Here is a 21470-nt window from a genome sequence, read left to right on the forward strand (position 1 = left end):
GCGCTGGCTCACACCCGCTGGCCGTCTGATGCGGTTGCGTACTTGGCGGAGCGACTACGGCGCGCAAGTTGCCATCGGACGCTCAGATCGCTGGTCCCGCACCTCGCTTCGCGTCCTTGAGCTCGAGATCAAGTCGTGCTGCGTGTTGGGCGATCAGTGCCGCCGACTCTCGTGGTTGGTAGGCAGTGACCGCGAGGCGATCGATAACCGCACTGTAGGCGTCCTGGTGGTCGAGCATGAATGAGCCGCAAAGCCCGTGAGGGAAATATGTGATCGGTCCGACGTGCGTGTAGTAGCGGGTGAATGCGGTCTCTGCGCCTGCGCTGTGGTCGGGCACGACGTTGATGGTGGTCTTCCGTGCACGTCTCTCGTCCGCGAGTTCAAGCAGGAACCTTAGTTGCTGCGCTGTGACGGCCGGATCAACGAGGGGGTGCGTGAGCGCGCGCTCGCCGACGAAGACGGCCAAGTCGGCTTCCTGCTTGTGCGAATGACTGGTTAGGGCCCGCGTTCGTGCATTGAGTACGACCTGGGCCGCGACTCCTCGCGGAAACGTTGCGAGCTGGACAGCTTTCGCGTAAGTGGGGGTACGCAGTGTATCCGGCACAAGCAGTGGATGCCAGTCCACGATGCTGCGCGCCGTACTGGCGCATGCGTTCGCCACTGCGATGTGGCTCGGTCTGCCTGCTTGGCCCAGCACGATGACATCGGACTCGGCGAACTCAGCGATTTGCAGAATGCGGTGCTTTCGCTCACCGACGACCCCGAGGGCGCCGAGGATTCCGGCCACATCCGTGGGACTGGGACTACGTATTCCTAACTCCCAACTGCTCAATTGTGCTGGACTGATGCCAACTCGCCGAGCCAGTTCGCGCACCCCGAATGGCTTTTCTTCCCGTACGGCGCGGAGTTCTACACCGAGGACCGCCGCCCGTGCGCGACATCCGCCACTGCGGCTCTGTAGCGGCTTCACCGGGACTGCCCCTCTGAGGCGGCAGCTTCGCTCTCGCCGCGGTGGTGCTGGAAGCTCACTGCCGCAGGCTGGGAGAGAAGAAGTGGTGTGCAGGTGCCAGGAGATGTGGCGGAAACGAGCGTCCCTGCTTGGCTTCGGTGTTCGCGAGCGACTGCGAGCGCCGTCTCGATGACGCACTCGTCAAGGCCAGTTCGCGCGGCCAGGGCTTGAATGGTGACGCATCGCTCGACGTGGCTCAGAACGAATTCGGCGAAGAGCCGTACGGCCTCGCTGTCGTCGATGATCTCGCCGGTATCCGGATCGGTGTCGATCTCGGTGCCGTCGAAGCGGATCCACCAGCCCATTGGGACCTCCTGCGCGACTTGGCGCGTCTCGCAGAAGGTCGCCGACCTGTTCGTGATCCGCTGGCGCTCGAAAGCCACCCTGACCAGCGATAGCAACTGCAGACGCTGACATCAGCGTCGCAGGTGGAATGATTTCATTGAAAGGCCAGGGAAGGGCCACTGCGGTGCCCCAACGGGGCCACGCAGCAACCGAGCAGACGACCTGATCCCGTGCCGTCGTTCCCAGTCCGCAGGCTTCGATCGGCCAGAACGGCACTGTGTGGCCGCCAATGACGGCGCAGACAACGAACCTGAGGCCGGGCAGGAGCCAGTTTCTATCGTGTACCGCGTGAGGCGACGTAGTACAGCAACGGCACCAGCGCTCCCGCGCCGAGAAGCTCTTGCCGCTGCGCCAACTCCAGTATCCGGCTGAGCGGAACCCACTCCAGCCTGCCCACTTCTTCAGTGTCTGTGGGTTCGCCGACTTTTTCGGCTCCCCGCCAGAGATACACGTCGGTGCCCGCGGTCACCTGTCCGGGCAACGGCTCGAAGCTGATCAGGTGCTCGGCCTCGCCGAGAGGCTGGTAGCCGCTCTCCTCCCGGATCTCGCGAGCTGCTGTGACTGCCGGTTCCTCGCCGTCCTCGACGAGGCCTCCGAGCAGTTCGTAGCCCCATTGGTCAGTGGGGAACCGGTAGCGCCACAGCATCAGCACCCGATCCTGGTCGTCCACGATCAATCCGATGGCGATGCGCGCCAGGTGGACCACGTGGTAATCCCACCGCTCGCCATTCGGCGCTTGCACGTCGGCCAGGCCGAGCCGCACCCACTTGTTGTCGTAGATGGTCCGTTCGCCGAAGGTCTGCCACGCCCCATGCTCGTCAGTCACGCCCAGCACCCTACGGGGCTGTCAATGTCCGTGGAACGGACATGCGACGGACATTGAACGTCGCTCTGACGTCCCTGGTCGACCGCGACGCTGCTCCTGTATAGCCAGGTCAGAGCAGGTGCGGATGCCGGTTGGGGTGACCTGTGACGTTCCAGGGACAGTTTGTTGCCAATTGGCTACTATCGGTGCGAGGCGAGGTGCCCACAGTGTGTCAGGGGAGGCGTGCAGTGGCAGGGCAAGAGCAGGCGTTGAACGCGGCCATGTTCGTGGTGTCCGGCGAAGGCGGCGGAGGTGCCGGTGGCGGCGGGTCGGCCGGCGGAGCCTTCTCTCTCGACAGGGATGCGATGACTGCGGAACTGGCGAACTTGCAGAAGCTTCACCGCCAGATATCTGATCTGCTTCGCGAGGCGGTGCCGATGTGGTCAATCCAGTCGCCGGGCAACGATCCTGCGTCGCTGCGTAACACCGACGCTTCCAACAAATCTGGCACGGCCTACCGGGACTCGCTTGTCAAGCAACGAGATTTTGTAAGCGTTTTCATCGGCAAGATTCAGTCTGCGCTTGGCATTCACGAGGACAACGACCAGCAGGCCGCGCAAACCGTAAGCGTCAAGGGTAACGGGGGCCACTTCTAGTGACTGGCGTGTCGAGGTTTGTCAGTGTTGCAGCTGGCCTGGCTGTTGCGTGCACGCTCACAGGGTGTTCGGGGACCACGCCGGGCACCCCGGAACCGAGCGCGAGTTCAACCGCGCTGAGTACCGATCCGTCGGTCCCGAAGATCACTTCGCCCTTGCCTCCCGCTCTGATCCAGGGCGATCCGTGCGCGGCGCTTACCTCAGCCCAGGTCAATGGCCTGTTCTCGAAGACGCCCACGCGCAGCCCAGCGGCGAAGGACACCGGGGTCGCGAAGTCCTGTTCATGGGGTGATGATTCCCGCGGATCTCTGGTCGGTATTCAGTTCGTGTATGCCTGGAAGCGCGGCCTAGCCGACGTGTACGCGACGCAAGGCCGCGGCTTCCTCAAGGTTCTGGCTCCGGTGCAGGGATATCCAGTCGTTGCCTACGGCCCGTCCGACGAGCGTTCCAAGGGCATGTGCAACGTCGCCGTGGGGATCGCTGACAACGCAGCGTTCGAGGCCGATGTCCAGTTCGCCAGTTCGGCGGTGGGCCAAGGCGATCCGTGCGATGACGCACGGAAGGTTGCGGATCTGGCGGTCACGACGTTGAAAGCAGGCGCGTGATGTTCGATTCGGCAAATGAAGTTGTCAAGTCCTGGATGGAACAGCAACAGAAGGAAGGCAAGCTGATCCTGCCGGGCGAACTGGTGCGGCGAGTGAAGCAGGGTCCGGGACTGGGCAGTTTGGGGCAGGCCCAGGACGTGGCCCGGTCCCATGCCTTGAAGCAGCAGGAAATCGAGTCGGACACGCGGGCGATCGTGGCCCGGTTGGAAGCGGCGTGGTCCGGTCAGAGTGGTGACGCGGCCCGCGGCGGGTTGCAGCCGCTTGCGCAGGTGGCGATCGCGTCATCGTCGGCGTTGGGCACAGGTCAGAACACCCTGACCGATCAGAGTCATGCGTTCCAGTCCACTCGCGACTCGTTGCAGGACGTGTCCGATTGGCCGCCGACGCGGGACATGGTGGACAAGCTGTCGCCCTGGGACACCGACACCGAAGACCAGATCAACCAGCGCAACGCGGCGGTACAGCGGAACAACCAGATCTATCAAGGCTTTACGTCGACCAGCGACGGACATGCCCAAGCCATGCCGACCGAGTACGGCCAGATGTCCGACGCACAGGGCGACTTCACGGTCGGGAAGCCTTCTGCCACAACGAATCAGCAGGCTACGAGCGGCGGGCATTCGACGTTCGAGCCGCGCTCGTCGTCCGGTCCGGATTCCGGGTCGTCGCAGTCGGACCGGGCCAGCTCTTTCGTCTCGCCGTCCACGCAGCATTACGCAGGGAACAGCGCCGGGCAGGTCGGCAACCAACAAATCCCTGCCGCGCATTTGCCTGTGGCACAGGGCAACAGCGGCGACGGCACGCAGTCGGCGGGTTGGGTCCCGCCGACGGAATCCGGGGTGGGTGGCGGTGACGCGAACCGGTTTACCCCGTTCGCTCCGGGAGGAAGCGGGTCGTCTTCGTACGGTGCTGGAAACGGACCCGGCGGGAGTTCCGGCTTCAGCGGCGGGTTCGCCGGTGGCGTGCCCGGCGCAGGCGAGCCGGGGACCAGTGGGCGGATGCCGGGAACGCCTGGGGCGGGTGCGCGTGCTGGTGGCCCTGGCGGTCCGGGACGGTCGACTGGTTCGGGTCGGCTTGGACCAGTGGAAGAGCCGGTGACGCGAGGCGGGGCAGGCGCGGCGGGCGCTCGTGGCGCCAACGGCATGCCGATGGGTGCCGCTGGGGCGGGGAAGGGTGGCAAGGAGGAGGACAAGGAGAAGAAGTCCGCCTCGTACCTGCTGGAGCCGGATCCGAACGCGTTGTTCGGGTACGACGGCAAGGCCATACCGCCTGTCATCGGCAAGTAGCGGTTGCCGGTCATGCTCGTTGACGAACCGGTGACGGTGCCGCGCGTCGCTTTGGCCAGGGCGTGGGAGTGGGAACGGATCGGTGCGGCGCATCCTGTGCTGGGTGTGGTCGAGTGGTGGCTGGAAGACGACGCAGCGGCCACGTTTGATGATTTGATGCGGCAGGTCCTTGCCGAACCGGGGTTCTACGACTTGCGCCGGCAGCGGCTGACCGGGGATTTCCGCGACGTGTTGTGGGGAATCTCGACTGCGGACGCGGAGTGCTATCGCCTCTCCGGCGCTCGTGACGGACGGACTTCCGCGGCGTTGGCGGTCCTTGCCGGACGCGAAGGATTGCTGATCACCGTGGAGGACGAGACGGCGACGCTGGTTCGTATTCCGGCCGGGCGCTTGTGCCGGGCGGTGGTCGACACGCTGCCTGACGTTCGTCCGGCCATGATCGGTGAAATCAGGGTGCCTCGCGCAGAGTACGAGACAGGGTCGGTGTCCGAGTCGTACGACTTGGACACGACCAGCGACTACACCGCGCCCGATCCTGCCGAGCAGATGCGTACGCTCATGGCCGCGTCGCGCAGTGCCGTGCACCAGTTCTATGTAGCCAGTCGCGCGAACGGCAAGCGCTCGTCAAGCTATCCGCTGTCCGCGGTGGACACCGTCGACCACGGCCGGGTCCTGGCGATGCTTCAGAACGGTGCCGACAGCGAGGACATCATCTCCTGCGGCCCAGGCAGCGCCGACTACATCGCCGCGACTCTGGACGCCACCATGCGCGGACTGCACGACTGATCTCGGTCGTCAGTGACGGTTGTCCGTCAGCCGCGCCAGTCGACGTAGCTGGCGAGCCGAGCCGATTTCCGTTGCCAAGTCACGAGCTTCGGTGATGTGACGACTCGCTTCGTCGTGTTCGCCCGCGACGGTGAGAGCGGTGGCCAGATCGACACGGAGCCCTGCTTCTGCGCGGGTAAAACTCGGGTCGAGGTCTCGCAGGGCGGCGGAGAGAACGTCGACGGCACCCGCCTCGCCGATCCGAGCGAGCGCGTTCCCCCGCCAGCGGGCGAGATGCACCGGGTCGAGTACGACGTAGGGGCCGTCAGCCGCGGACGGGTCGGACGGGAGCAGCGACTCCGCACGGTCGAACGCGCGGAGGCTGTCGGAACGCCGGTTGCTCGCAGCGAGTGCTTCGCCGTGCGCAGCCGCCAGCCATGCACGCAGCAGACGGCCGGTATCGGCCCGCCCATCGTCTTCGGTCGCCGACAGCCGTTCGACGGCATCGGCCGCGTGCCCGATGTCCAGCAGCACGAAAGCTTGTTCGGCTTCAATGTGCCGGGCGAAGGAAGAATCATCAGCTTCGCTCGCAGCCTGTTTCGCGCTCTCGTAATGGTTCCACGCGGTGGCGACCCGTCCTTGGTCGAGTGCTTGCCACCCGGCAAGGGCGCTCAATTCGGCGAGCAACGCGGCAAGCTGGCTGCGCGTTCCGGCGGCCAGGCTGTACGAACGCAACCGGGCGACCTGGTCAATCTTGACCGCAACTTCGTCCGATGCGGTGGCTGCGCCTAGTTTCCGGTCGAGTTCGCGCGCTGCCGTCAGTTGCCCACGCATGAGTGCGACTACGCCCGGGTCGATCCGCTTGGCGGTCGCGATGGCGGAGCGCAGCTCCTGTTCGGCTGTATCGACAGCGGCGGTGGAAGGTCCGCTCGGCTCCAGAAGCTCGTCAATGCTCGTTCCGAAGAGACGTTCGAGCAGACGCGCAGTGGCGGGGCGGGGACGTCCGACCTTCGCGCCGTCCGTCCGGCGTCCGGCAACCAGCCGCTTGAGGTTGCGCTCGCTGAGCGTTCCCGGCTCGCCCGACCGGCGGGCGAACTCCTCTGCGAATGCCGCGAATTCGGATAACGACTGGTTACGCTCCCAGATCTTCTGTTCGAGCAGCGTCCGCGGTCGCCGGGTTCCCTCGTCGCTTGCTGCCATGTTCCCCACCTCTACGGCCCCGCAGCGGCCTCTAAATGGCCCGATCGTGCCCTTGCGCTGAAATAGCTACACCATACACGCTCATATCAGCTCAATGAAGGTGGCGGACTCCTGTAGCGGGCGTGCCGCGGGGAGGGACTTGGACGATGACACTCGATCCGGCGCGGCTTGACCTCGCGTGGCACCGTCGTGCGAATGCCTTCCGCGTCGAGGGCGGCGAGTGATGACGCGCTTCGTGTTCGTGAAAGGGTTTACCGAGGGGATCGATCCGATTCTGGTTCCACCGGTCCGGCTGCTGATCGCGGTCATCCTGGCTGATCAGCGGTGGCACGAATACGCCGCGCTGCGCTTGAGGCTGACGCTGGAACCGGCCGTGTTGTCGAAGCAACTAGCCAACCTCCGTACGGCTGGCTACGTGGACACGAGGTCGGCGACCGATGGCCGCCGGTCGGAATGGCGCATCTCAGACCGTGGAATCGACCAGCTGTCCACGCACCTGTCCGGATTGCACCGCCTCACTGTGACCGCGTCAAAAGCGCTTGCCGATGCCCGCGCGTCAGCTGGCGAATCGCACGGCGTCCGCGGCGCTCCCCGGCAAGATCAGGCCGCTGAGACGCCGTAACTGTCGATCCGACTTGATCTGCGAGGCAAGCCGTCGCGCTTGCCTCGCGTGGTCGAGCGAAGCGTCTCGGTCTCCCGCTGCCGCGTAGGCGAATGCCAGATCGACCAGCATGCCCGTCTTGGCGCGGATGAAGTCCGGCGGCAGGAGCGGCAACGCGGCGGTGAGCTGCTGGATGGCGTCCGGCTCGCCGAGCTTGCTCAATGCGTTGCCGCGCCATCGATCGAGGTGCGCTCCGCCCAGGAACAGGAACGGCAAAGCTGGGTCCACTGGGTCGGCGGGGAGGTGGGTGCCCGCCGCGTCGAACGCCCGCAACGCGTCGTCCCGCTGATTCGCCGCTGCGAGTCCTTCCCCGTGCGCTGCCGCCATCCACGCGCGCAGCACTGGCGGTGCCGTGCGTTCCGCCAGCGCACGCGCTTCGGCGAGCTGATCGACGGCTGCTTGGACTTCGCCAAGGTCGATCAGGATGAATGCCTGCTGCGCGGTCGAATGTGCGAGCAGAATCGGTGACCCCGCTTCGCGCGCGGCAGCCTTGGCCGTTTCGTGATGCTCCCAAGCCTGCCGGATCGCGTTACGGTCGAGCGCTTCCCAACCAGCCAGTGCCGACGCCTCGGTCAGCACGCCCGCCAATGCCTGGCGCTGTCCGTTCGTCGTGCTGAAACCGAGGAAGCCTTGAAGCTGCTCGATATTGCTGCGCAGCTGATCGAGCAGCGCTACGCCGCCGAACCGTCGGTCAACGTGCCGCGCTTGCTCTACCTGCCGCTTGAAGACTTCCACGGTTTCGGCGTCAACGGAGCGGGCCTGCGCAAGCCTGGAGATCAGTTCGTCCGCTTCGTCGTTCGCTTCCTCCTGCGGGAAGCCGAGTTCTTCGCTGGTGCGGCCGTAGACGTCGCGGAAGAGACGGCGGTACGGCTGACTGACCGCTTCCTTCCCGTTCTCCCAGCGCGACAGCTTGGTCTTGAGACTGGTCGCGGACATCACGGGAACGGCAAGTGCGTCGGCGCGACGCAGCAGCATTTTGATGACGTCGTCAGCTTTGTAGCCGAGATGCCTGCGGACGGCTTGGAGCCTTGTCTCAGCCATCTGAGACCTTTCGCGGATAACCGCTCTGACCTGCGTAGTTAATTGCAGTTAATGGGGCCGCGGTTAACCTCAGCCATCTGCGGAAACGGCCTTTGCTGCCGTTTCCTTGGGGCATGAACGCAAACGAAATCGCCACGGCGCTCCGGCTGTTTAGGCACTCGGCACCCATGGACATCGGGTGCCTACTGCTCGCCCGGCCGGCTCAGTGCGTCGGCGACGTCTGCCCGCAGCGCGGCGAGCTGGTCGGTGATCTCGGAAAGACGGCGCTCGATGACGGCAAGCCGTGCCGACACGGCATCTTCCATGTCCTCGCGCGGCTGCCCAAGAGCTGGCGGGATGCGGCCGTGCAACACGGCAAGCAGGTGTTGCGGGTGCAGGCCGAGAGCCAAGGCCAGCGCTTCGAGCGTCCGGTCACTGCGCTTGCGTTCCACGGTGTGGTTCTGGATTTCGCGGACGATCGCCTGCGAGACCTGCGAGCGTTCAGCCAGCTCGCGTTGTTTCCATCCGAGTTCCTGCACGCGCTCGTTGATGGTCCTCGCGACCGCCGCCCAGTCTTCCGACACCCATTCCTCCGTGGTCCGCCTCAGCGCCGACATTAGCGCTTGACGGAATCCGCGACGCCCAAGATCGGCACCGCGTCGCGCATTCGGACCATTCTCTTGCCTTTGTGCGCCTAAATAAGCGCATTAATTCAGCTTAAATCATCGTTCTTGCTTTCAAGGGACTCAACTCATGACTAAGAACCTTCCTGACGCCGGTCGACCGGCGTTCCACTCTCTGGCCGATGCGGCATGGATTCTCGGCATCGACCCCAACGAGGTACGTCGCGCAATCCGGGTTGGCACGCTCCGCGCGGAGCGTCGGCGCTCCCGGCTGGTGATCTCCGCCGCCGAACTCCGGCGTGTGCTTGACGGCGGTGCGCGATGACCGATTACGACTACAAGGAGATGGCTGCCCAACTCGACCGGTACGCCACGACGCCGGACGACGTTCTGAACGAAGTGGTGACCCGGGACGGCCTGTGCTTCTGGGCATTCGACCGGTCTGACGTGCCCCGACTGTCCGGCGAAGCTACCCCTGACCGGGAACTGGCGTTTCGCATGTGTGCGGGCTGCCCTGTGATCGATGAGTGCCGTGAACTGGACTTGCGTACTGCGGGACCGGACACAGTCGGGGTGTGGGGCGCGCTGCCAGACACGGATCGGCGTGCGCTCTACCCGGTATGGCGGCACCGCCGGGACGGGGGCCGTTCATGAACGTCTCTCCGACCGTGTTGTTCGCGGCGCTGGGTGTGGCGCTGCTGGTGTTGTGGGTGTGGCGTGCGTCCGCTCGCCGTGCCCGCCGGGCGGCGGACGCCGCGCGGGCGAGTGCCCGGCTGCTGTCTCTCGCGGGCCGTGTCGTGGTCGGCGCGGCGGTGCTGACCGGGGTGCAGTGGCTGGCGTTCACCTACCCCGGGGCGCCGTGGCTGCTGCGGGTCGCGGCGCTCGGCCTGCCCGCGCTGTTCTCCTCTTACACGCTGGTCCGGGCGCTCACGGTGACCGCTGTGGACTTCCGGCGGGAGACGCGGCGGGGTGGTCGCCGATGAACGGGGCCGAATCGGTCGAACGGGTTGCCGTACAAGTGGATCGGTTGTGCTGGGCGGGCGTGCTGCTCGGGTTGGCGTTCACGATGACCAACGTTCAGCAGTTCGCCGCGAACGGCGCGCGTTCATGGTCGTTGCCGTGGTGCACGGCGTGGCTGCTGGATCCGATGGTGTCGGTGGTGCTGCTGTCCATCCTGCGGGCAGAACAAGTCACCGCACGGCACGGAGTCCGCACGGGCCGGTGGGTGCGCGCGGCGAAGTGGTTCACGCTCACCGCCACCTACGTCATGAACACCTGGGAGGCGTTCACGGCCGGGAGCCCCGCCGGGGTGGTGTTGCACTCGGTGCCGCCGCTGGTCGTGTTCGTCGCCGCCGAAGCGGTCACCGACCTGCGAGACAAGCTCGGCGCGGCACAGTCCGCGGCGGCGGTCTCGGCGGGCCGCCCGTCGGCGCCGGGGCCGGAGCGGTGCTTGTCGGTGCCGGAACCGGGAGCGTCCGCCGATCGTGGCCAGCCGCGCCCGGCCACGATCGGCCTAATGCCGGCGACATCCGCGGCGACGTCGCCGGCTGCGGACGGGCCGAAAAAACCTGCCTCCGACCAGGGAGTTTCAGCGGGCGCCGCGTCCGGCCGTCGGCGCCGGACGTCGTTCGCCGAATATCTCGCCCTCGCCCGGAAGGTGCGGACGCCGGAGGTGACCGTGTCCCCGGCGTGGGTGCGGGAGGTCACCGGGTGTTCGCGCGGCCTGTCCTCCCGGCTGGCCGCCGCCCTCGACGCCGACGACGGGGGTGAGCGATGAACACCTCGGAGAACCCGCACGACCACGCGGGCGAGCTGGTGCCGAAGATATACGACGGAGAGATCGTGACCGCCGAGGACAGTGGAGCGACGGCGGACCGGCGGCCGGTGGCGGTGGTGCGGCGGGCGTTCATCGACTGCACCGGACGACTCATCGGGCGGGTGCGCGAGTCCGGTCGCGTGGCACGGTGGCGGGGCCTGCTGGCCTACCGGGCGCGGAAACTCCCGGCGGACGTGATGCGGCTGCTGTGGTTCCTGCTGCGCGGACACGGCCGCTGGATCGCCAAAGCCTGGACATGGGCCACCTACGCGGACCTCCGCAGCGACGCGCGCCAAGCCCGGATGTCCGGCGACGCGCAAGCACGCCGCGAAGCACAGGAAACCATCCGCGCCGACGCCAAAGCACGATGGGCGAAACTCGGAATCGGGTTGCGCCGCACCGTGATCAGCGCGGCCGTGCTCACGGTGGTGCTGGTCCTGCTCGCCTTGGTCGAGATGCTGTTCGATCGGGCGGGCATGCCCGGCTGGCTGGTCACGGTCTACGAGGTGCGGGACTTCGGTGCGGCGGCGGTCCGGTTCACGGTGTCGTGGCTGGTGATTCTCGGCCCGCTCGGCTGGATCGCGGCGGCGGTGTGGGAAGGACGCGACCGCACGCCCGGCGCGGGCTGGCTGACTCAGCCGGACCGGGCGGACGCGGATTCGTGGGTGGACGACCGGATGATCTCCCGGGCGCTGGCGCATCTCGGCATAGCGCCGATGAACGCGTTTTTCAAGAACGGCGGGGAACTGGTCTACCCCATCCCTCCCCGGACGGACGGAGACGGCACGTTCGCCCGGATCCGGATGCCGCTCGGGGTGACCGCCGACATGGTCGCCGACCGCCGCCCCACGCTGGCCGCGAACCTCGGGCGCGCGTCGCTGGAAACCTGGCCCACCAAGGGCGATGAAGACGGAGTGCTTGACCTCTGGGTCGCGGACAAGGGCACGTTGCAAGGCGGTGCGGGCGACTGGCCGCTGTTGCACGAGGGCACGGCGGACGTGTTCGAGGGCGTGCCGTTCGGGCTGACCCAGCGCGGCCTGGTCGTGAACGCGCCCTTGCTGGAAGCCAATTGGCTGATCGGCGGGCGACCGGGGCAGGGCAAGACGGCGGCGATGCGGACGCTGCTGCTCGGCGCCGCGTTGGACCCCACCGCCGAACTGCAGGTGTTCGTGATGGGCGAGAGTCCCGATTTCGAGCCCCTGAAACCGCGCCTGAGCCGCTATCGGATGGGGATGGACGACTCAGTCGCCGCCGACGCCGTCCAAGCGTTGAGGGACCTCACAGAGGAGATGGAACGGCGCGGCCGGACACTGGGCGCTCAGCCGGGGCAGCCGCCGAAGGTCTCCCGCAAACTCGCCGACCGCCCGGCGCTGGGCTTGCACCCGCTCATCCTCGCCATCGACGAGTGTCACGAACTGTTCCAGCACAAGAAACACGGGAAGCAAGCCGAAGAACTGGCCGTCCGGTTGATCAAACGCGGCCGCAAGTACGGAATCATCCTCTTGCTGGCCACCCAGTCGCCGACAAAAGACAGCATTCCCAAGGAGATCACCCGCAACGTCTCGTGCGGGGTCGCGTTCGCCGTGGCCGACCACATCGCCAATGACGGGCTGCTGGGCGCGGGCCGGTACCGGGCGGGCATCCGCGCAACCGAACTGAGGATGAAGACCGACCGGGGAACCTGTGTCGCGGTCGGCATCACCGACGAGCCGTGGGAACTGGTCCGCACCTTCTACGTGACCTTTGAGGACGGAACCGACCTGGTAACCCCGGTCATCGCCCGAGCAATGGCGCTGCTGGCCGAACACGGGCGGCCGGTCGCCCTCACCGCCAGGGCGGAAGACGAGACGCCGGAACCGGCCGATCACCTCGCCGACATCGCGGACATGTGCGCCGGAGAGGCGCGAGTACGCACGCAAACCGTCCTTGCCCGGCTCATCGCCCACAACCCCGACGAGTACGACGGATGGACCCTGACCGACCTCTCCGCCGCTCTCGCGGACTACGGCCTCGCCCCGGCCAAATCGCACGGAATCATGGTCATCCGCGCCGGTGACGTCGCCTCTGCGCTCGCTGCACGGGAGGACCGGGAAGGCGGGGAAGAGAGCGGGGAAGACACGGGGAGCCGGGGAGTTCTCCCCGGTCGCCGAAATGCCCCAACTCCCCCATCTGAACAGGGAGAACGCGACTCGGGGAGGCGCAAGCGCACCCGCCGGAACACCCCCCAAAGCCCCGAGAAACAGGGCGGAGAGATCGCACGCTCGCACTCCCTCCCCGAAGACGGGAGGACGGAGGCAAAGCGCCGATGACGGACAGATCAGCCCGCACGGTCGCCCCCGGACAGACCCACTCGACCCGTGCCCTTGACGATCCCATCACGCTCGGGCGAGCTGCGCGCATCGTGCGGTTAGCCCTGGCACGTCAGACCGGACGGCCCCATGACCAGACAGGCAAGGCAGCCACCCCCACGCCCGACAAGCGACCCTGAACACATCAGAGCCCCGGCAACCCATGGGTTGCCGGGGCTCTTGTCGTCTGGCCTGCACCGCTGGCGGCTCAATCGGAGTCCTCCGCCGCCGTGGTCTGCCGCAAGTTCCGCCACTTGATTTTCACCCGGTCCGAGTCATAAACGCGAGGCCGACCAGGGAGCGCAGGAACCACCGTCACCTTCTCGATGAACATCCGCAGAAACTCCCGCTGTTCGTCCAATGTCATGTCCGGCCACGCCCGGCGCACGGCATCAATGTCCACGTCCACCGCTTTGGGCGGCAACGTCGCGTGCTCCGTTCGCAAACGCTGCTCATTCGCCGCGATCGCGTCCCGCGCTTCCTGCCACTCGCCCGACGTCAACGTGCCCGGCGTGCCCCACATCGCCGCCAACTCGCGGCGTTGACGCTCTAAGCCGTCCAGTTCTTTGGTGATGGCCTCGCGGCGCGGACCATGCTCGTCCGCCGCGATCGACTGCAAGAACTCGGGCTTGTCCAGTTCTGCCCACAAGCTGTCGAGCACAAATTTTTCGGTTTCATTCAGCAAGATGCCAACACATCCCTTGCCTCCGACGTTGGGATGGCAAGTCAGATACGGAACCCGCCGTTTCTTAATTTGCTTGGGCGATCCGGTCAGGCGCGCCCCACACACCCCGCACACCACCAGGCCGCCCGTCAACAGGTACTTGCGTCCGGTCGCATTACCCTTGTGCCTCTCGGTTACCGGATACGTTCCCTTTCCATCCGCGCGCCTGACCCGGCGAGGCTGAGACAGCTTAAGCTTGCACGCTTGCCAGGTATCCTCATCCAAAATCGGCTCCCAATTTCCTCGACCCACAATCGAATTCCGGTAAACCCGGTGTCCCGCCACCGTGGGAAGAGTGACCCAGTTCCGCACTGCGCCAGGGCGAATCGTCCCGCCGTGAGCACCGCGCAAGCCCTGCTTGCTCAGCTCTGCGGCAATGTTCGCCAACGACCAGCCGGAGAGCACCCACTCAGCGGCCTGGCGAATCGCCGCCGCCTGCTCCGGAACCTGCACATACGTCTTAGAGCCGTCTTTTCTCTTCGCATGTTTGTAGCCGAACGGGCGGACGCCCGGCGGTTCGCCCAGCGCTGCCTTTTCCGCCAGCATGTCATTGACCCGGCTTTTGAGCCGCCGCACCTCGGCTGCGCCAAGCACAGCTTTGATGCCAGCGACTTCATCGCGGATGCGAACGATGCCGTCCCGGTCGGTGTGCAGTTCCGCGACTCCTGCCGCGTCCAGCGAAGCCGCCAACTCAAACCATTGAATCTCGCGGCGCTCGATGCGGTACTGCTCCACCGCCCACAGGTGCGCAACCTCTCCCCGTTCGATCGCTTCGCGCAACCGCTCGTATTGGGGACGGACAACATCGTCGGCGGCCGCAGACAGGTCATTGTCCGCAAACACCACGACCGGCACGCCCGGCCAGCGTGTTGCGGCGTACGCGCGGCCCCAGCGTTCCTGCGCCTGCACACCCTCCCGGCGACCCGCCCGGTCCACAGAAATCCGGCAATACAGTGCAACGTACCTGGTCGAAGGTGCATCCTTGCTGGTCATAGCCCCATCGTCACCCGGTTACTTCTTGATGACAACTTCCCGAGGGGAAGACCGGCAAGAACCGGCTGCACCTGGACATCGCGCCGGACACCGTGCACCAGCGCGACGAGGCGGCCCGTCTCGTCACCCTCGGCGCGAGAGTCGTGGAAAATCCGGAAAACGACCACTGGATCGTGCTGAAAGACCCCGAAGACAACGAATTCTGCGTGCTTCCCCGGCGGTCCTGACCCCGCGCTACGATCTCCGCCGTGCCCGACCCCCGGATGCCCGCGCACCCCGACCTCGGCATGCTCGCCGGGCGGTTGCTGTTCGCGGTGCAGCGGGAGCTGTTCACCGCGCTGGCCGCCGAGGGTTTCGGCGATCTGAGCCCCCGGCACGGCGCGGTGCTCGCCTACCTCGGCCCGGACGGCGCCCGCGCGACCGAGCTGTCCCGGCTGTCCGGACGGCGCAAGCAGGTCATCGGCACGATGGTCGACGAACTCGCGGCGCTCGGCTACGTCGAACGCCGCCCCGACCCGGCCGACCGGCGCGCGAAACTCGTCTGCCCGACCGAACGCGGGCAGGCGATGATCGCGGCCTCGACCCGCGTTCTCGCCGGGATCGAGGACCGGCACGCCCAGCGGCTCGGCCGGGGCGAGTACGCGGAGTTCAAGCGGCTGCTCGCGGAGGTCACCGACGAGCAGCGGCACTTCGCGGGGCAGTGATCACCGGCCCGGCCAGCCCTGCCGCGGCGGGCCGGAGGCGGGCCATCGCCCCGGCATCGGCTGCTGCGGACAAGGCTGTTGCGGCGGGTACGGCTGCGGCATTCCCGCAGCGCCGTACTGCTGCGGATACTGCTGCCCCGGGTACTGCGGCATCCCCGGAACCGGTGTCCCGTAAGGCATCCCGTATCCCATGGGCGGAGGCGTCTTCGCCGACACCGCGGGCAGCCACAGCACCACCGCCAGTACCGTCATCACCGCGAACGCGACGCTCTCCCACCAGGTATGGGAAAGGATCACCCCGACGAGCGCGCACAGGAGCTGCACCGGAGCGCCCCACAGCAGAATCCGGCCGGCCGATTGCCGCCGCGCGAAAATCATCGCGACGCCGACGAGCACCACGATCGCCAGCACCAGGGAGGCCGCAGACAGGCAATCGGAGACGCTGACGTTGCTCCTGCCGCCCACGATGTAGCCTGCCAACCGGACGCCTCTGTATGCCGCGTAGATCTCCAGCAGCGCGAGCAACACCGCCACCGCGATGCCGATCCCCGGCATCTTCGGCTGAGTCATTCCCGTCCCCCTTCGTCACCCTCCGGAGGGAAGACTCTACCAAGCGCATCCACAGTCCACAGTGGAACAACTGCCGGAACAACGCCCCCGCCCCCGGCGACCGGCCCGGACGCCCTCTACGATCGGCCGGTGACCGCCTACGACGACGTCTTCGACCATCTCGACGCTTCGGCCCTGCCCGAGCGGCAGCAGCACATCCTCGCCACCATCCGGGACTGGGTGGGCAGCCACGGGTACTCGCCGAGCACGCGCGAGATCGGCGAAGCGGTCGGGCTGCGGTCGACGTCCTCGGTGTCGAAGCATCTCGCCGCGCTGGAGGACAAGGGTTTCCTGCGCCGCAGCTCCACCATGTCCCGGCCGATCGACGTGCGCGCCTTCCTCGGCGACCTCCCCTCGCGCGAAAGCGGCGACTCCGTGCCGGTGCCGGTGGTCGGCGACATCGCGGCGGGCACGCCGATCTCCGCGCAGGAGCACGTGGACGACGTTCTGCAGCTGCCGCGCGGGCTCACCGGCCGCGGCACCGTTTTCGGGCTGCGCGTGCGCGGCGATTCGATGGTCGACGCGGCGATCTGCGACGGCGACATCGTCGTGGTCAAGCAGCAGCCCGAGGCGCATTCGGGCCAGATCGTCGCCGCGATGATCGACGAAGAGGCGACGGTGAAGGTCTACCGCCGCCGCAACGGGCACGTCTACCTTGAGCCCCGCAACCCGGCCTACGACGTGCTCGACGGCGACCGGGCCACCGTGCTCGGCGTGGTCGTCTCGGTGCTCCGCAGCATGTGAGCCGTCGTGAGTGGCGGTCCCGGTTCTCACCGGGACCGCCACTCACGACTCGCCCTACTCGACCGCCACCGGCACCCGGGTGCCTGCCAGCACCTCCGGCTCGGCCTCCCGGCCCTGCCACGGCCGTGCGACCAGCCACAGCACCAGCCCGGACACCACCAGTCCGCCGAACATCACCGTGGCCATCGCGACCGCGTTGTTGCCCAGCAGGCCGACCACCGGCGAGACCGCCGCGCCGACGCCGAACTGCACCGCGCCCAGCAGCGACGCCGCCGTTCCCGCGTTGTCCCCGTGCGCGTCGAGCGCGACCGCGGGCGCGTTCGGCAGGATCAGCCCGGCGAAGAACAGCACCACCCACACCGGTACCGCGACGCCGAACATGCCGCCGAAGCCGGTCAGCGCGGTCACCAGCAGCACCGCCGCCGAGGCCCCCGCCGCGACGCTCGCGAAAAGCAGCACCTGGTGCGGTTCGAACCGGTTCATCAGCCGGGCGTTGACCTGCGTCGCGGCGATCAGCCACACCGCGCTCGCCCCGAACATCAGGCCGAACTGCTGCTGGTCGAGCCCGTACTGCTGCTGGAACACGAACGACCCGCCGCTGACGAACGCGAACAGCCCGGCCATCGCGAACCCGGCCACCAGCACCAGCCCGACGAACGAGCGGTCGGCGAACAGGGTCCGGTAGGACCGCACGGTCGCCCGGACCTTGAACGGCTGCCGCCGCGCGGGCGGCAGGGTCTCCGGCAGCGCCAGTGCCGCCGCGACGCCGCTCGCCAGCCCGATCGCGGCGAGCGCCACGAACACCCCGCGCCAGTGCGTCCACGCCAGCAGCGCGCTGCCGAGCGTCGGAGCCAGCACCGGGGACACGCCCATCACCAGGATGAGCTTGGACAGCAGTTTCGCCGCGGCGCGGTCGGTGTAGAGGTCGCGCACGACGGCGAGCGCCAGCACCGCGCCTGCCGCGGCGCCCAGCCCCTGCAGCACGCGCGCCGCGCTCAGCAGCTCGACTGTCGGAGCCACCAGGCACAGCAGCGACGCGAGCACGTGGATCGCGCTTCCCACTACGAGCGGGATGCGCCGCCCCATCGCGTCCGAGAGCGGGCCGGCGATCAGCTGGCCCAGTCCGAGCCCCAGCACCGTTCCGGTGAGGGTCAGCTGGATCGTCGACTCCGTCGTCGACAGTTCGCGGGTGATGTCCGGCAGAGCCGGCAGGTACATGTCGATGGACAGCGGCCCCAGTGCCACCAGAACGCCCAGCACGAGCACCAGCTTCAGCTGGCTCCCGGCATTCGGCGCTTCGCGTGTTTCGTTCACGCCACTCCCCTTCGTCGTGAGCACGCCAGTCACTTACGACGAAGAGGGCCGGGAAATTCCGGAACCCGCGAACAGATCACACCCTGGGAATCCCGCTTGACAAGCTCACCCGAGACCGAGGGCGAATACGTGGAGGTCCGGATCGACCGGGAGCGTCACTGTCGCGATCTTCTTTCCGGCCGGGATTTCCAGCGGCGAGGTCGCGTAAACCGAGGCGCCGCTTCCCTGGCCGCCGGCCTGATTCCGGTACGCGGCGCGGGCCACGAGCGTATTGCCGAACACTGGTTCGGTTTTTCCTCCCGGCAACACCCAGTCACCGAACGAAAGATCGGCGGTCGCCGTCGTGCCGTCGGTGAACGCCACGGCCGCGGTTGCGCGATGGTCCCCGTTCGTCGCCGAACCGACGAAAAGCAGGCGGCCCGCCGGAGTTCCACCGAGATCGAGCTTCTGCCCGGACGGCACCGCGTTGTCCGGGCGGCCGGACGGCGCGGCGGGCCAGACGAACGTCGTGCCCGCTGCGTGTCCGGTCGAACCCGGAGCGAGACCGGCGTCCGCCAGCGCTTTCCGCGAATAGCTGTTCCCGGCGCCGTCGAAATTCGCCGAACCGCCGTCGCCGTCGTCGGAAATTCCGGCATTGCCGAACGCGCCGGCCAGGCTTCCCTTCGGCGCGACGACCACAATTGCCGAGGAAGAAACCGAATGTCCGGCTCCGCGCAAGGTCACCGGCACTTCGTAGTAACCCGCGGGAGTGCCCGCCGCCGCGGTCACGGTCAGTTCCGTTTTCCCGCCGCCGGTTCGGCTGTCGAGCCGCACCGAACGCGGTCCGGACACGGTGATCCCGGCCGGTGCCGAGGTCGAGACGGTCAGCGAACGCGGGTGCCCGCCGAGCCGCTGGCCGTTCACCGCGACGGTGCCGGAGCCGCCCGGTTCGACGGTCACCTGGTTGGCCGCCGAGCCGACGAACGGTTCCTCGCCGTCCCGGTAGGAGGGTGGCTGTGTGGTCGCCGCCCAGTTCCGGTCCGGCTGCGCGGACAGCGCGAAGTCGAGCCGCCCGCCGTCCCGCGCCAGGCTCTGCGGCAACGACGTCCGATCCCACCGGTGCCCGTTCAGGGCCAGGCCGTGGACGTACTGCGTGGTCGTCGAAGCTCCCGGCGCGCGGATGTCCAGCGTGCGACCGCCGGGCAGGGTCAGCACTGCGCGCTCGAACAGCGGGCTGTGCACGGTGAGATCAGGCGTGCCGGGAGTCGGCGGATAGAGCCCCAGCGCGGCCCAGACGTACCAGGACGATTGCGCGCCGAGGTCGTCGTTGCCGGGCTCGCCGTCCGGCGTCGCGCTGAACAGCGTGGTCGCGATCCGGCGCACCACCTCCTGGGTCTTCCACGGCTGGCCGACGTGGTTGTACAGCCAGGGGACGCCGAAGTCGGGCTCGTTGCCCGCCCACATGTACGGCTCGTTCGGGCCGACGTTGAGCTTCTGGAAGAAGGTGTCGAGCCGCGCGGACACCGCGGCCGGACCGCCCATCGCGGTCACCAGCCCGGCCGTGTCCTGCGGCACGAGCCAGGTGTACTGCGCGGCGTTGCCCTCGTCGAAACCGTCCTGGCCGAAGGTGCCGGGCGCGGGCGGCTGGTAGGCCGGGCCGTCCGGGAACCGGCCGTCCTGGCCGCGCGGCTGGAGGTAGCCGGTCGCCGGGTTGAACAGGTGCTGCCAGTTCTGGCCGCGTTTCGCGAAGTCGCGGGCGACGCCGCGCTCGCCGATCGCGCCGGCGAACTGCGCGATGGCGAAGTCGTCGATCGCCCATTCCAGCGTGATCGAGGCGCCGACGCGCGCGTGGTCGCCGCGGGAGGCGTCGTTGTTGGGCAGGTAGCCGCGGGCGAGGTAGTCCGCGATCCCCCGGCGTTCCTGGTACGCGCCCGGCGTTTCGTCCACCGACGTCGCGCCCTTGACCAGGTACTTCAGCGCGGTCTTGACGTCGAAGTCGCGAGCGCCGAAGGCGTAGAGGCTCGACAGCAGCGCGACCGAGCTGTCGCCGGTCATCTGCCCGGTGTAGCCGTTGGCCATCGGCCAGCGCGGCCACCAGCCGCCCTGGACCGCGTCGTTGGTCAGCGACTGCGCCATGTCGCTGGCTTCCTTCGGGAACAGCATGCCGTGCAGGGGCGCGAGCGAGCGGTAGGTGTCCCAGTCGGAGAAGTTGGCGTATTGCGAGCGCCCGGGCGGGAGCGTGCGGATCCGGTTGTCGAAGCCGAGGTAGCGGCCGTCGGCGTCGTTGAACGTGTTGGGGTGCATCAGGCCGTGGTAGAGCGCGGTGTAGAACGTTTTGAGCTGCGCGGAGTCCTTGCCCGCCACGCGGATCCGGCCGAGTGCGTCGCGCCAGGCGTCCTTCGTGTGCTCGCGCATCGCGGCGAAGTCCCAGCCGGGCGCCATGTTCTTCTTCGCGCCCTGAACGTCCACATAGGACATCGAGACCTTGGCGTGGACCACGCCGGCGTCGCCGAACGTCAGGTACGCCCCGGCTTTCGGCGCGTCGGCCTGGTCGCTGCCCGGCTGGACGGTCTTGCCGTCCCAGGTGCCGTGCGCGGTGAACGGGCGGTCGAAGGCGATGTCGTAGTAGACGGTGTACTTGTTCGGCTTTCCGCAGAAATGGCCGGTCGTCGCCTGGCCGCTGACCTCGCGGTCGCCGGTGATCCGCAGCCCCGCCGCCGAGTTGCCCGCCAGGCTCGCGCCGCCCTTCACCAGCACCTGCGCGTTCTGCCCCGCCGGGAAGGCGAAGGCCGCCATCCCCGTGCGGGTAGTCGCCGTCAGCTCGGTACGCACGCCGGAATCGGGAAACGTGACGGCGTAATAGCCCGGTTCGGCCTGCTCGCCGTCGTGGGTGAAGCGCTCGACGCGGTCCCACGGATTCGCTCCGACGTCGCCGGTGATCGGCAGGATCGGGACGTCGCCGAACGCGTTGCAGCCGACCGACGCGTGGTCGAGGCTGAAGCCGCGGATCTTGTCGCTGTGGTACTGGTAGCCGGCGTAGGACCCGTCGGTGTCCGGCGAGAACTGCATCATCCCGAACGGTGCGGCGGGGCCGGGAAAGTTGTTGATCTCGCCGACCGAACTGCCGCCGCGTCCCGTGCCGACGAGCGGATCGACGTACGCCGCCGGGTCGCTTACGAGCGGCGTCTGCGGCGCGGCCGCCGCAACGGTTCCCGCTCCGACGACCGCTGCCGTCGCCAACGCTGCCACGACTGAGTACCGCAC

General features: G+C 67.6%; 21 protein-coding genes and 1 pseudogene. 12 read left to right on the forward strand and 10 right to left on the reverse strand.

The window, feature by feature from the left end; translation table 11 throughout:
* Positions 1–82: 82 nt before the first annotated feature.
* The 3 genes from A4R44_RS47000 to A4R44_RS41180 form a co-directional block, all read right to left on the reverse strand.
* Positions 83–970 carry a Scr1 family TA system antitoxin-like transcriptional regulator gene (locus A4R44_RS47000; protein ID WP_157905129.1) on the reverse strand — a complete coding sequence of 296 codons (888 nt, stop codon included), beginning with the start codon at positions 968–970 and terminating at the stop codon, positions 83–85.
* Positions 967–1314 (reverse strand): hypothetical protein, encoded by a 348-nt coding sequence (locus A4R44_RS48645; RefSeq protein ID WP_157905130.1) that lies wholly within the window; start codon positions 1312–1314, stop codon positions 967–969. Before A4R44_RS48645 ends, A4R44_RS47000 begins: the two co-directional genes overlap by 4 nt.
* Before the next feature lie 314 nt (positions 1315–1628).
* On the reverse strand, positions 1629–2180 hold the full coding sequence (locus A4R44_RS41180; protein WP_067593973.1) for an NUDIX hydrolase: 552 nt from the start codon (positions 2178–2180) through the stop codon (positions 1629–1631).
* Between the two features lie 227 nt (positions 2181–2407).
* On the opposite strand from A4R44_RS41180, the gene A4R44_RS41185 reads away from it, so the two are divergent.
* From A4R44_RS41185 to A4R44_RS41200, 4 genes are read left to right on the forward strand one after another with little or no spacing between them, the layout of a single operon-like run.
* On the forward strand, positions 2408–2815 hold the full coding sequence (locus A4R44_RS41185; protein ID WP_067593826.1) for a hypothetical protein: 408 nt from the start codon (positions 2408–2410) through the stop codon (positions 2813–2815).
* 8 nt (positions 2816–2823) lie between these two features.
* Positions 2824–3420, forward strand: coding sequence for a DUF3558 domain-containing protein (locus A4R44_RS41190; protein ID WP_067593975.1), 597 nt, complete (start codon positions 2824–2826; stop codon positions 3418–3420).
* Positions 3420–4706 carry a hypothetical protein gene (locus A4R44_RS52110; RefSeq protein WP_067593829.1) on the forward strand — a complete coding sequence of 429 codons (1287 nt, stop codon included), beginning with the start codon at positions 3420–3422 and terminating at the stop codon, positions 4704–4706. The genes A4R44_RS41190 and A4R44_RS52110 overlap by 1 nt, the downstream gene beginning before the upstream one ends.
* Positions 4707–4718: 12 nt before the next feature.
* On the forward strand, positions 4719–5492 hold the full coding sequence (locus tag A4R44_RS41200) for an ESX secretion-associated protein EspG (protein WP_067593833.1): 774 nt from the start codon (positions 4719–4721) through the stop codon (positions 5490–5492).
* Positions 5493–5501: 9 nt separating this feature from the next.
* Here the strand turns inward: A4R44_RS41200 and A4R44_RS41205 are convergent, their stop codons facing one another.
* Positions 5502–6671 (reverse strand): hypothetical protein, encoded by a 1170-nt coding sequence (locus A4R44_RS41205; RefSeq protein ID WP_067593837.1) that lies wholly within the window; start codon positions 6669–6671, stop codon positions 5502–5504.
* Positions 6672–6894: 223 nt separating this feature from the next.
* Here A4R44_RS41205 and A4R44_RS41210 point away from each other — a divergent pair, with 223 nt between their 5' ends.
* On the forward strand, positions 6895–7293 hold the full coding sequence (locus A4R44_RS41210) for a transcriptional regulator (protein ID WP_067593841.1): 399 nt from the start codon (positions 6895–6897) through the stop codon (positions 7291–7293).
* Here A4R44_RS41210 and A4R44_RS41215 read toward each other — a convergent pair.
* Both A4R44_RS41215 and A4R44_RS41220 read right to left on the reverse strand, forming a co-directional pair.
* The gene (locus A4R44_RS41215) at positions 7228–8373 is read right to left on the reverse strand and encodes a hypothetical protein (RefSeq protein WP_067593844.1); all 1146 of its coding nucleotides are present in this window, start codon (positions 8371–8373) and stop codon (positions 7228–7230) included. The genes A4R44_RS41210 and A4R44_RS41215 overlap by 66 nt on opposite strands.
* Before the next feature lie 182 nt (positions 8374–8555).
* Positions 8556–8936, reverse strand: coding sequence for an XRE family transcriptional regulator (locus tag A4R44_RS41220; RefSeq protein WP_067593977.1), 381 nt, complete (start codon positions 8934–8936; stop codon positions 8556–8558).
* Between the two features lie 360 nt (positions 8937–9296).
* Between A4R44_RS41220 and A4R44_RS41225 the strand changes: the two genes are divergently transcribed.
* From A4R44_RS41225 to A4R44_RS41240, 4 genes are read left to right on the forward strand one after another with little or no spacing between them, the layout of a single operon-like run.
* On the forward strand, positions 9297–9629 hold the full coding sequence (locus A4R44_RS41225) for a WhiB family transcriptional regulator (RefSeq protein WP_067593847.1): 333 nt from the start codon (positions 9297–9299) through the stop codon (positions 9627–9629).
* Positions 9626–9958: a hypothetical protein gene (locus A4R44_RS41230; RefSeq protein WP_067593980.1), complete on the forward strand. Its 333-nt coding sequence runs from the start codon at positions 9626–9628 to the stop codon at positions 9956–9958. The genes A4R44_RS41225 and A4R44_RS41230 overlap by 4 nt, the downstream gene beginning before the upstream one ends.
* Complete coding sequence (locus tag A4R44_RS41235; protein ID WP_232792008.1) at positions 9955–10752, forward strand: hypothetical protein; 798 nt, start codon at positions 9955–9957, stop codon at positions 10750–10752. Before A4R44_RS41230 ends, A4R44_RS41235 begins: the two co-directional genes overlap by 4 nt.
* Positions 10749–13100, forward strand: a complete 2352-nt coding sequence (locus A4R44_RS41240; RefSeq protein WP_067593850.1) for a hypothetical protein — start codon at positions 10749–10751, stop codon at positions 13098–13100. Before A4R44_RS41235 ends, A4R44_RS41240 begins: the two co-directional genes overlap by 4 nt.
* Positions 13101–13347: 247 nt before the next feature.
* Here A4R44_RS41240 and A4R44_RS41245 read toward each other — a convergent pair whose 3' ends face one another.
* Entirely contained in the window at positions 13348–14856 is a 1509-nt protein-coding gene (locus A4R44_RS41245) for a recombinase family protein (RefSeq protein ID WP_067593853.1), read from the reverse strand.
* Between the two features lie 50 nt (positions 14857–14906).
* Between A4R44_RS41245 and A4R44_RS41250 the strand changes: the two are divergent.
* A pseudogene (locus tag A4R44_RS41250) lies at positions 14907–15083 on the forward strand (VOC family protein); the annotation flags it as partial.
* Between the two features lie 21 nt (positions 15084–15104).
* The gene (locus tag A4R44_RS41255; protein WP_232792009.1) at positions 15105–15560 is read left to right on the forward strand and encodes a MarR family winged helix-turn-helix transcriptional regulator; all 456 of its coding nucleotides are present in this window, start codon (positions 15105–15107) and stop codon (positions 15558–15560) included.
* On the opposite strand, the gene A4R44_RS41260 is transcribed toward A4R44_RS41255, so the two are convergent.
* Positions 15561–16130, reverse strand: coding sequence for a hypothetical protein (locus tag A4R44_RS41260; protein WP_067593858.1), 570 nt, complete (start codon positions 16128–16130; stop codon positions 15561–15563). It lies immediately after the preceding gene.
* Positions 16131–16259: 129 nt separating this feature from the next.
* Between A4R44_RS41260 and lexA the strand changes: the two genes are divergently transcribed.
* On the forward strand, positions 16260–16913 hold the full coding sequence (gene lexA, locus A4R44_RS41265) for a transcriptional repressor LexA (protein ID WP_067593861.1): 654 nt from the start codon (positions 16260–16262) through the stop codon (positions 16911–16913).
* Positions 16914–16967: 54 nt separating this feature from the next.
* On the opposite strand, the gene A4R44_RS41270 is transcribed toward lexA, so the two are convergent.
* Together A4R44_RS41270 and A4R44_RS41275 are read right to left on the reverse strand one after the other, a co-directional pair.
* Positions 16968–18227 carry a Bcr/CflA family multidrug efflux MFS transporter gene (locus tag A4R44_RS41270; RefSeq protein ID WP_198545649.1) on the reverse strand — a complete coding sequence of 420 codons (1260 nt, stop codon included), beginning with the start codon at positions 18225–18227 and terminating at the stop codon, positions 16968–16970.
* A gap of 105 nt (positions 18228–18332) precedes the next feature.
* Positions 18333–21470: a GH92 family glycosyl hydrolase gene (locus A4R44_RS41275; protein ID WP_232792010.1), complete on the reverse strand. Its 3138-nt coding sequence runs from the start codon at positions 21468–21470 to the stop codon at positions 18333–18335.

Origin of the sequence: Amycolatopsis sp. M39 (genome assembly GCF_001651785.1) — a bacterium.
GTDB classification, from domain to species: Bacteria; Actinomycetota; Actinomycetes; order Mycobacteriales; family Pseudonocardiaceae; genus Amycolatopsis; species Amycolatopsis rubida.